Source organism: Kitasatospora sp. NPDC059817, assembly GCF_042731835.1.
Lineage (GTDB): Bacteria > Actinomycetota > Actinomycetes > Streptomycetales > Streptomycetaceae > Kitasatospora.
Window position 1 is genome coordinate 11,961 of the sequence record NZ_JBHWIR010000130.1, and the last position, 10,236, is coordinate 22,196.

Sequence of the window (10,236 nt, forward strand, 5' to 3'; positions counted from 1 at the left end):
GGTGCCCGGGACTCTCTCGTTAAACAACATGACACCAAAGTACACACCCCCCCCCCCGGCGCCCGGGGGGGGGCCCCCCCCCGGCCCCCCTTCGCATAGCTGCGCAGCACCCCGTTCCGGAACGGGCGAAGATCAGCCCGTACCGAAGCGTGGGCGAGGGCGTATCACTCGCCGTCGGTGCCTACCGGGACCTGGTCCTCCCGGATAATGACGTGCTCCTCACCGTCGACCGTGATTTCAGTGCCTGCGTACGTGCCAGACGGAGTCTTGTCCTTGCTGTCCTCAGCCATGTCTCCTCCTTCAGTTCGACACGTTGTCGACCCGCACCGATCCTGCCATGACTGACAGTCACCGAACTATCAGCCTTGACAGATCAGAGGGAGCCCTGTCGATGCCGACTAGTCGACAGCATTCGCGACCTGATGGAACGTCAGAATTTCGAGAAGTCCACGTCACAGCAACAGGCGCGTCCCCGGCGGGAGTTCACCTGACCCGGCAGCATGGTGCAGATGCGCCAGCAGCGTCGTGCGCAGGGCCTCCGCCGCTCGGGTCAGCGGCACCTCGTGGCCGTGTGCGACGGCGATGGTGCGGCCCAGGCCCGGGGCGGCGAAGGGTGTGACGGACAGTCCCGAGCGGGCCGCGACCATTCCGGGGACGACCGCGGGGCCGAGTCCGGCCCGGACGAAGCCGAGGACGGCGTCCATCTCGCCGCCCTCCACCGCGAACTCCGGCTCGAAGCCGGCCGCCCGGCAGGCCGCCAGGGTCGCCTCCCGGACGTCGTAGCCCTCCCGGAACATCACCAGCGGGCGCCCCCGCAGCTCCGCCACCCGCGCCTTGCGCCGGGTCTGCCGCTCGGCGGAGACCAGCACCAGCTCCTCGTGCAGCAGTTCGGTGACGGCCAGCGCCGGTGCGGCCTCCCCGCTCGGCGGGGTGATGATCAGCGCGAGGTCCAGTTCCCCCGCCGCCAGCGAGCGGACCAGGTCCCGCGAGCCGCCTTCCCGGACCGCCAGCGCCACCCCCGGGTGGCGGTCCCGGAACACCCGCAGCACGTCCGGCACCAGGCTGGTGCACAGGCTCGGCGGCGCGCCGAGCCGCACCCGGCCGCGGCGCAGCTGGACCGTCTCCTGGACGGCCAGCCGGGCGCTCTCGGTGTCCGCGAGGATGCGCCGGGCCAGTGGCAGCAGCGCCTCCCCGGCGTCGGTCAGGGCGATGTTGCCCCGGGTACGGTGGAACAGTTCGGCGCCCAACTCCCTTTCCAGTGACCTGATCTGCTGGGAGAGCGAGGGCTGGGCGACGTGTGCCGCCTCGGCGGCCCGGGTGAAGTGGCGGGTCTCGGCGACGGCCAGGAAGTAGCGGAGTTGCTGGAGCTGCACCCGACCAGGATAGGCCGCATCGATAGGCCACAGCTATCGTCACGAGCCGCAGCATGTCTTGGACGCACCCTGGTGGCCGTCCCTACCGTTGCAGCCATGACAACCGCGACTCGGACGGCCCGGCATCCGTCCACCCTGGCGACGCTCTGGCGGTCGACCGTCGGCAAGAAGGCGGTCATGGCCGTCACCGGACTGGCCATGCTGCTCTACCTGGTCGCGCACATGCTGGGCAACCTCAAGGTGTTCGCCGGCCCGGACGACATCAACGGCTACGCGGCCTGGCTGCGCACCATCGGACAGCCGTTCCTGGGCCACGAGTGGTTCCTGTGGATCGCCCGCTTCGGCCTGCTGGCCGCCGTCGTGCTGCACGGCGTCTCGGCCTACCAGCTCAGCCGCCGCGACCTCGCCGCCCGGCCGAGCAAGTACGTCCACAAGCGCCGCCGGGCGAGCTACGCGACCCGGACCATGCGCTGGGGCGGGGTGATCCTGGCACTGTTCATCGTCTGGCACATCCTCGACCTGACCACGCTCACCGTGAACCCCGCCGCCGAGCACGGCCGCCCGTACCAGAACATCGTGGCCTCCTTCGGCCAGTGGTACAGCTGCGTGATCTACATCGTCGCGATGCTCGCCGTCGGCCTGCACATCCGGCACGGCTTCTGGAGCGCCGCGCAGACCCTCGGCGCCAACAACGCCCGCCGGGACCGGGTGCTCAAGCTGACCGCCAACGGCCTGGCGCTCGCGCTGACCGTCGGCTTCCTGTCCGTCCCCGTGGCCGTGATGTTCGGAGTCGTCAAATGAGCTACCTGGACTACACCGTCGGCGAGCCCGTCGCCGACACCAAGGCCCCCGCCGGGCCGATCGAACAGCGCTGGGACCAGCGGCGGTTCGAGGCCAAGCTGGTCAACCCGGCCAACCGGCGCAAGCACACCGTGATCGTGGTCGGCACCGGCCTGGCCGGCGGCGCGGCCGGCGCCACGCTGGCCGAACAGGGCTACCACGTCGTCCAGTTCTGCTTCCAGGACTCCCCGAGGCGGGCTCACTCGATCGCCGCCCAGGGCGGCATCAACGCGGCCAAGAACTACCGCAACGACGGCGACTCGGTCCGCCGGCTGTTCTACGACACCGTCAAGGGCGGCGACTTCCGCGCCCGCGAGTCCAACGTGCACCGGCTCGCCCAGGTGTCGGTCGAGATCATCGACCAGTGCGTCGCCCAGGGCGTCCCGTTCGCCCGCGAGTACGGCGGTCTGCTGGACACCCGTTCCTTCGGCGGCGTGCAGGTCTCCCGCACCTTCTACGCGCGCGGCCAGACCGGCCAGCAGCTGCTGCTCGGCGCCTACCAGGCGCTGTCCCGGCAGATCGCCGCCGGGAACGTGGAGATGCACCCGCGCACCGAGATGCTCGACCTGCTGGTCGTCGACGGCCGGGCGCGCGGCGTCGTCGCCCGCGACCTGGTCACCGGGGCGATCAGCACCCACACCGCCGACGCCGTGGTCCTCGCCAGCGGCGGCTACGGCAACGTCTTCTACCTCTCCACCAACGCCAAGAACTCCAACGCCACCGCGATCTGGCGGGCCCACCGGCGCGGCGCCCACTTCGCCAACCCGTGCTTCACCCAGATCCACCCCACCTGCATCCCGCGCTCCGGCGACCACCAGTCCAAGCTCACCCTGATGAGCGAGTCGCTGCGCAACGACGGCCGGATCTGGGTGCCCAAGGCGCAGGGCGACACCCGGCCGCCGGCCGAGATCCCCGAGGACGAGCGGGACTACTACCTGGAGCGGATCTACCCGGCCTTCGGCAACCTGGTGCCGCGCGACATCGCCTCCCGGGCCGCCAAGAACGTCTGCGACGAGGGCCGCGGCGTCGGCCCCGGCGGGCAGGGCGTCTACCTGGACTTCGCCGACGCCATCCGCCGGCTGGGCCGGGACGCCGTCGCCGCCAAGTACGGCAACCTGTTCGACATGTACGAGCGGATCACCGCCGAGGACCCGTACCGGGTGCCGATGCGGATCTACCCCGCGATCCACTACACGATGGGCGGACTCTGGGTCGACTACGACCTGCAGACCACCGTCCCCGGCCTGTTCGCCGTCGGGGAGGCCAACTTCTCCGACCACGGCGCCAACCGGCTCGGCGCCAGCGCGCTCATGCAGGGCCTCGCCGACGGCTACTTCGTCCTGCCGCCCACCCTGAACGACTACCTGGCCCGCAACCCGCTGCCCGCCGTCCCCGCCGACCACCCGGCGGTCACCGAGGCCGAGGCCGAGGTCGAGGACCGGCTGAACCTCATCCTCGCGGTCGACGGCGACCGCACCCCCGACTCCTTCCACCGCGAACTCGGCGAACTCCTCTGGGACGAGTGCGGGATGGCCCGCGACGAGGCCGGGCTGCGCCGGGCCCTGGCGCGGATCCCGCAGCTGCGCGAGGAGTTCTGGCGCCGGATCAAGGTGCCGGGCACCGGGCAGGAGCTCAACCAGTCGCTGGAGAAGGCCAACCGGCTCGTCGACTACTTCGAGCTCGCCGAACTCATGTGCCTGGACGCCCTGCACCGCGCCGAGTCCTGCGGCGGCCACTTCCGCACCGAGAGCCAGACTCCCGACGGCGAGGCCGCCCGGCGCGACGAGGAGTACGGCTACGCCGCCGCCTGGGAGTTCACCGGCACCGGCGCCGCCCCCGTCCTCCACCGCGAGGCCCTCGACTTCGCGTACGTCCACCCCACCCAGCGGAGCTACGCATGAACCTCACCCTGCGCATCTGGCGCCAGCCGGGCCCGGACGCTCCCGGGTCGATGACGACCTACCAGGTCGGCGGCATCAGCCCCGACATGTCCTTCCTGGAGATGCTCGACAGCCTCAACGAGGAGCTGATCACCAGCGGGGACCAGCCCGTGGCCTTCGACCACGACTGCCGCGAGGGCATCTGCGGCGCCTGCGGCATGGTCATCAACGGCCAGGCCCACGGCCCCGAGCGGACCACCACCTGCCAGCTGCACATGCGGCACTTCCGGGACGGCGACACCATCGACGTCGAGCCGTGGCGGGCGGCGGCCTTCCCCGTGGTCAAGGACCTGGTGGTGGACCGCTCCGCCTTCGACCGGATCATCGGCTCCGGCGGCTACATCTCCGCCCCCACCGGCAGCGCCCCCGACGCGCACGCCACGCCCGTCCCCAAGGAGGCCGCCGACACCGCCTTCGAACACGCCGAGTGCATCGGCTGCGGCGCCTGCGTGGCGGCCTGCCCGAACGGCTCGGCGATGCTGTTCACCTCCGCCAAGGTGGTCCACCTCAACGTGCTCCCCCAGGGCGCGCCGGAGCGCGCCTCCCGGGTGCGGGACATGGTCACGGCCATGGACGCCGAGGGCTTCGGCGGCTGCACCAACACCGGCGAGTGCGCCACCGCCTGCCCCAAGGGCATCCCGCTGCCCAGCATCGCCGCGATGAACCGCGAGTTCCTGCGGGCCGCGCGCGGTTGACGCACCGCTTCGATCGGCCCCGTGCCCCGGGCCCCCCCCCCCCGGCGGGGGGGCCCCCGCGGGGCGCGGGGGGGGGGGGGGGGGGGGCGGCGCGGCTCGGCGCCCCCCGGGGGGCCCGCCCCGGCGGCCGCGGGGCGGGGGCCCGACGGCGTGCAGCGGGGCGTGTGGGGCATTCGCACGCTCCCCCGAGGGGTGGTGGATCGTCAGGTCCCGCGCCCGCGCCCGGGAATTCGCGCTACCGTGGTCCTCCGCTACGGAAGGACGGCATATGCCCGAGGTTCAGTCCTGTTCCGGTTGCGGCGGGTCCGGGGGGACCCAGAAGACCGAAGCCACGGTCGAACGGGACGAGGAAGGGAGCATGGTGCCGAGGATCCACACCTTCTGGTCGCCCTGCGGTCGGTGCCACGGATCCGGGACGGTGATCGCCGGATGAGGCTGGTCTTCGAGTGTGTCGAGTGCGGCGGACACTACCTGCCGCCCGAGAGCATGGCGTACCCGGACGGGCCCGCCTCCCCGATCTGGTGCTCGCACTGCCAGGCGGCCAAACGGTCCGCCGGCGTCCAGGAGGACCCGCTGCTCACCCGCGTGGCCCTGGCCGCCGCCCGGGCCGCACTCGCCCGGCGCACCGCCGAGGGCGAGCCCGCCGCGCGCGCCGACGTCCGCCCGTCCCGGCCGCCGCTGTCCCGCCGGGCCCGCTCCGGCCCGGGCGGGGTGCGCAGCAAGCTGGGCTGAGCACTCAGCCCCCGGGCTCGCGCTCGCGGGAAACCACCCCAGCCCGGAACCGCTCTAGAAGAGCGCCTCCTGGGTGTCCGGCTCCGGCGGGCGGACCCGCTCCTCCAGGGCGACCCCGGACGTCGGACGGCCGGAGACGGGCGCGAGCGTCCAGCCGGTGAGCAGCCGGGTGTCCAGCAGCAGCGGCCCCGAGCCGTCGGCCTGGTCCAGGAACAGGTGGCGGCCCACCGGCGGCCGCAGGGTGCCCGCGATCACCGCCCCGTCGGCCAGGCCGCCGACCTGCCGGTACGCCTCCGGTGCGCCGTCGGACAGCCCGAACCGCGCCACGTGGTCGACCACCGGGCGCTCGGCGAGCAGCTCCAGCGCGTGGCCGGCCAGCAGGCGGTGCGCCTGGGCCCGGGCCTCGGCCAGCACGGCCCGGCGGTACGGCTCATCGCCGTGCGCCCACCAGTGCTCGGTCTTCAGCCTGGCCTTGAACCGCTCGCGGGCCAACCCGGAGGCGGCGACGGTGAGTTCGGCGCGCCGGATGGCCGGCAGCCCGCCCCGGGCGGTGAACGCGCAGGCCAGCGCGCCCTGTTCGAGCAGTCGGCTGTCGCCGCGCTGTTCGGCCGTCAGGCCGATCTTCAGCAGGCCGTCGCCGAACCAGGCGAGGTAGAGCAGGTACGTCCGGCCGTCGTCGAGGATCTGGTCCCGGGCGAGGGCCAGGCCCCGGTCGACGCTCTGGCAGGCCGGGCACTGCACGGCGGCGCCGTCCGGCGCGATCACCGCGTGGTGCGGGCACGGGGTGCGCTCCGTCGCCCCGGCCAGCCACGCGCCGGTGCAGCGGCGCGGCCCGCCCAGCAGCCAGCCGACCTCCGCGCCGGGCGTGACGGCCCGCTCGTGCGTCTGGCCGCCGCGCACGGCGCCGAGCAGGGCGCGGCCCTCGTGCCAGCTCAGCCCTGTGGAGACCCAGCCGGCGGGCCGGTCCGGGTGGTGCTGCGGTGCGATCGTCACGGGCATGCCTCCCTCTCGAACCAGTGCAGAGTACCCGCCACCCCTGACAGTGCACCCGTGACAGTGCCCCCTGCTAGCCTCCGCGACCATGACGCCCGAGCCCGCCGCCCAGTCCCCCGTCACCGCCGACGACCTCGCGCTCGTCCTCCGGCTCGCCGCCGCCACCCTGCGCGCGGCGCCCGCGGACGCCGACTGGTCCCGGCCCGCCGGGACGGTCACCTGGGACTGCTGGACCACCGTCGAGCACCTCGCCGACGACCTGCTCGCCTACGCCGCCCAGCTCGGCCCGGCCGCCCCGCCGCGCGAGCGGTACGTCCCCTTCGCCACCGAGCGCCGCTTCCCCGGCGGGCCGAACAACTTCGTCCGCGCCGACCGCGCGAGCGGGCCCGACGGGCTGGTCGAGGTGCTGGAGGCGAGCGGCGGGCTGATGGTCGCGATCGCCCGCGCCGCCGCGCCCGAGGTCCGCGCCTACCACCCGTGGGGTGTCGCCGACCCGGCCGGGTTCGTCGCGATGAGCCTGGTCGAGACGCTGGTGCACCTGCACGACGTCGCCCAGGGCCTCGGCCTGCCCTGGGACCCCCCGGCCGACCTCTGCCGCCGCGTCCTGGCCCGCCTCTTCCCCGACGTCCCCGTCACCGCCGCCGACGTCCCCTGGCCGACCCTTCTGTGGGCCACCGGCCGCGCCCCGCTGCCCGGCCGGCCGCTGCGCACCGACTGGCGCTGGCACGCCCGGCCCGGGGACGCGCCCCAGGTGCACTGACCGGTGCAGTGCAGCCGTGCTGCTCGCGGGGCTTGGCCCGGTGGGGTGTTCACGTTCTATTGTTGCGGGCGCGGTTGGCGGCGCGGCCGGGAGGCGTGCGGCGCGACCGGTCCGGCGTGCAATGAAGGGGTGGACGGTGGCGGGGCGGCGGAACGACGGAGTGCTGGCGATCTGGGCGGAGGCGCAGCGACAGCAGCAGCGCCGGGAGGAGGCCCGCTGGCGTGCCGAGGCGGCGCAGCAGCGCCGGCTGGAGCGCGAGCAGCGGGATGAGCAGCGGGCGACGGCCCGCAACGAGCGGGAGGCACAGCGGGCCTACCAGCAGTCCCGGGAGGCGGAGGCGGCCCGGCTGACGGCCGAACTGGAAGCCCGGGTCGAGGAGTTGCGCGGGTTGCTGGCCGCCGGGCTGGCGGCTCCGGCGTTCGGCCCGCAGGCGCTGCTGGCGCCGCGCGCGGTGCCGCCGTTCGACCCGGGCCCGCTGGGCCGGCCGGTGGAGCTGCCCGATCAGGGCGGCCCCAAGTACCACGTGCCGCCGCCGGACCAGGTGCAGGCGCGCAATCCGGGGGTGCGGCGGCAGTACGAGCAGTACCTGGCGCAGGCCCGGGCCCGGTTCGAGCAGGACTGGTACGCCGCCCAGGCGCAGGAGGCCGACCGGCAGCGCCGGCTGGCCGCGTACCACCAGGAGTACCTGGCCTGGGCGGCGCAGTGCCGCCGCCAGGACGAGGACCGCGCCGCCCGTACCGAGGAGTTGCTGCGGCGGCTGCGCGCGGGCGAGCCGGAGGCGGTGCAGGAGTACTTCACCGCCGGCCTGTACGCCTCGGCGGCCTGGCCGGAGGGCTTCCCGCACCGCCTGGTGGCGGCCTGGGAGGCGTCGACCCGGCAGCTGGTGGTGAACTGGGAGCTGCCCGGCCCGGACGTGGTGCCGGCCGCCGGCCGGGTCCGGTACGTGAAGACGGACGACCGCGAGGCGGAGGTGGCCCGCCCGGCGACGGAGCGCAAGGCGCTGTACCGGGAGGTGCTGGCGCAGTCGGCGCTGCGGCTGGCGGCGGAGCTGTTCCGGGCGGACCGGGACGGGATGCTGGACTCGGTGGTGCTGAACGGCTTCGTCCTCGGCATCGACCCGGCGACCGGCCGGGAGGCGGAGCGCTTCCTCGCCACCCTGACCGCCTCCCGGGCCGAGTTCGCCGGGCTGGCGCTGGACCGGGTGGCGCCGGTGGACTGCTTCCAGGGCCTGGGCGGCAAGCTGTCGGCGCGCCCGGAGCGGCTGGACGAGGTGCGGCCGGACCGGCTGCCGGAGACGGTCGGCGGGAGCCTGGCCGGGCACGGCGGCGACGACGACCCGGACCTGTTCGAGATGGACCCGATCGAGTTCGAGGAGCTGATCGCCGAGCTGTTCCGGCTGCGCGGCTTCCGGGTGATGACCACGGCCCGCAGCGGCGACGTCGGGGTGGACGTGGTCGCCGAGGACCTGGACCCGGTGACCGGCGGCAAGATCGTGATCCAGGCCAAGCGCTACCGCAAGACGGTGTCCCCGACGGCCGTGCGCGACCTGGAGTCGACCGTCCGGCACCACGGGGCCAACAAGGGCATCCTGGTGACCACCGCCGGCTTCGGCCGCGGCTCGTACAGCTACATCGAGGGGAAGCCGCTGACGCTGGTCAGCGGGCCGGAGCTGGTGGAGCTGCTGGCCGAGCAGGGGCTGCGGGGGCGGCTCGGCGGCGGCTCCGCGGAACAGGAGAAGCCCGCACCGGCGGCCGCGCCGACGGACCGTCACAGCAGCCTGACGGTCAGCTGGCAGAGCCGGACGGCCGGCGGCGACGCGGTGGAGCTGGACGTCACCGCGTTCCTGTGCGCCGCCGGGCGGGTGCTGAGCGACGAGCACTTCGTGTTCTTCAACAACCCGCAGGACCCGGACGGCGCCGTGCGGCTGCACCCGACCCACTCGGTGCCGGGCGAGCCGGCCCGGGCGGTCCGGCTGACCCTGGACCTGGAGCGGCTGGCGGCCACGGTGGACGAGGTGGTGGTCGCCGTCTCCACCGAGGAGGAGGAGCCGCGGGCCCTGCCGCTCGGCTACGTGCACGGTGTCGCCCTGGCGGCGACGTACGGTCCGGGCACGGCCGGACCGGCGGAGTGGGCGGCCGGCACCGGCGGCGTGCCGGACAGCGCGATGCTCATGGGTTCATTCCAGCGTGCGGGCGGCGGTTGGCAGTTCAGCCCGTCGGGCCGCTCGGTGACGAACGGTCTGCTCGGGCTGGCGGGCGCGTTCGGCGTCGCGGTGGAGTAGCACGGGGACCATCGTCCGCAGCACAGGGACCATGGTCCTCAGGGATCGGTGTCATACCTGAGGATGAGAAGACCCCCGCCGAGCCGCCGAGACGGCGGGGGTCGCCCCTCCTCGGGACATACGCATCGCGCTCGAACGGATTGGGAGGATGGAACGGAACCCGATTGTCCGTTCCCGCCCTCAGGAGCACCCCCGTGACGACCCCCGCAACCGCCGTCCGTACCGGCCTGGCGGCCGCCCGCGCCACCGGCCTCAACAAGGTCTACGGGGACGGGGAGACCCGCGTCGTGGCCCTCGACAACGTCAGCGTCGACTTCCCGCAGGGCCAGTACACCGCCATCATGGGCCCCTCCGGCTCCGGCAAGTCCACCCTCATGCACTGCATGGCCGGCCTCGACACCATCAGCTCCGGCTCCACCACCATCGGCGACACCGAACTCGTCGGCCTCAAGGACAAGCAGCTCACCCAGATCCGCCGCGACCACATCGGCTTCATCTTCCAGGCCTTCAACCTGCTCCCCACCCTGACCGCCCTGGAGAACATCACCCTCCCGATGGACATCGCCGGCCGCAAGGTCGACAAGGCCTGGCTCGACCGCGTCGTCGACACCGTCGGCCTCTC

Annotated in this window: 10 protein-coding genes; 7 read left to right on the plus strand and 3 right to left on the minus strand. The window is 73.7% G+C overall.

Annotation, left to right across the window (positions count from 1 at the left end):
* Positions 1-164: 164 nt before the first annotated feature.
* Positions 165-290, minus strand: a complete 126-nt coding sequence (locus ACFV61_RS24900; protein ID WP_380379010.1) for a hypothetical protein — start codon at positions 288-290, stop codon at positions 165-167.
* Positions 291-452: 162 nt separating this feature from the next.
* Complete coding sequence (locus tag ACFV61_RS24905; protein WP_063346102.1) at positions 453-1,373, minus strand: LysR family transcriptional regulator; 921 nt, start codon at positions 1,371-1,373, stop codon at positions 453-455.
* A 96-nt stretch (positions 1,374-1,469) separates the two neighbouring features.
* Here ACFV61_RS24905 and ACFV61_RS24910 point away from each other — a divergent pair, with 96 nt between their 5' ends.
* The 4 genes from ACFV61_RS24910 (at position 1,470) to ACFV61_RS24925 (ending at position 5,580) form a co-directional block, all read left to right on the plus strand.
* Complete coding sequence (locus ACFV61_RS24910) at positions 1,470-2,174, plus strand: succinate dehydrogenase cytochrome b subunit (RefSeq protein ID WP_380493954.1); 705 nt, start codon at positions 1,470-1,472, stop codon at positions 2,172-2,174.
* Complete coding sequence (locus tag ACFV61_RS24915; RefSeq protein WP_063346104.1) at positions 2,171-4,114, plus strand: fumarate reductase/succinate dehydrogenase flavoprotein subunit; 1,944 nt, start codon at positions 2,171-2,173, stop codon at positions 4,112-4,114. Before ACFV61_RS24910 ends, ACFV61_RS24915 begins: the two co-directional genes overlap by 4 nt.
* On the plus strand, positions 4,111-4,848 hold the full coding sequence (locus ACFV61_RS24920) for a succinate dehydrogenase/fumarate reductase iron-sulfur subunit (RefSeq protein WP_363372913.1): 738 nt from the start codon (positions 4,111-4,113) through the stop codon (positions 4,846-4,848). Before ACFV61_RS24915 ends, ACFV61_RS24920 begins: the two co-directional genes overlap by 4 nt.
* 429 nt (positions 4,849-5,277) lie before the next feature.
* Positions 5,278-5,580: a hypothetical protein gene (locus ACFV61_RS24925; RefSeq protein ID WP_380379004.1), complete on the plus strand. Its 303-nt coding sequence runs from the start codon at positions 5,278-5,280 to the stop codon at positions 5,578-5,580.
* Positions 5,581-5,634: 54 nt separating this feature from the next.
* Here ACFV61_RS24925 and ACFV61_RS24930 read toward each other — a convergent pair whose 3' ends face one another.
* Positions 5,635-6,573, minus strand: a complete 939-nt coding sequence (locus ACFV61_RS24930; RefSeq protein WP_380493956.1) for a DUF2797 domain-containing protein — start codon at positions 6,571-6,573, stop codon at positions 5,635-5,637.
* An 88-nt stretch (positions 6,574-6,661) separates the two neighbouring features.
* On the opposite strand from ACFV61_RS24930, the gene ACFV61_RS24935 reads away from it, so the two are divergent.
* The 3 genes from ACFV61_RS24935 to ACFV61_RS24945 form a co-directional block, all read left to right on the plus strand.
* On the plus strand, positions 6,662-7,333 hold the full coding sequence (locus ACFV61_RS24935) for a maleylpyruvate isomerase N-terminal domain-containing protein (protein WP_380493958.1): 672 nt from the start codon (positions 6,662-6,664) through the stop codon (positions 7,331-7,333).
* Between the two features lie 136 nt (positions 7,334-7,469).
* Positions 7,470-9,614: a restriction endonuclease gene (locus tag ACFV61_RS24940; RefSeq protein ID WP_380493960.1), complete on the plus strand. Its 2,145-nt coding sequence runs from the start codon at positions 7,470-7,472 to the stop codon at positions 9,612-9,614.
* A 194-nt stretch (positions 9,615-9,808) separates the two neighbouring features.
* Positions 9,809-10,236, plus strand: a 428-nt coding sequence (locus ACFV61_RS24945; protein WP_380493962.1) for an ABC transporter ATP-binding protein, incomplete at its 3' end; no start/stop codon positions are given.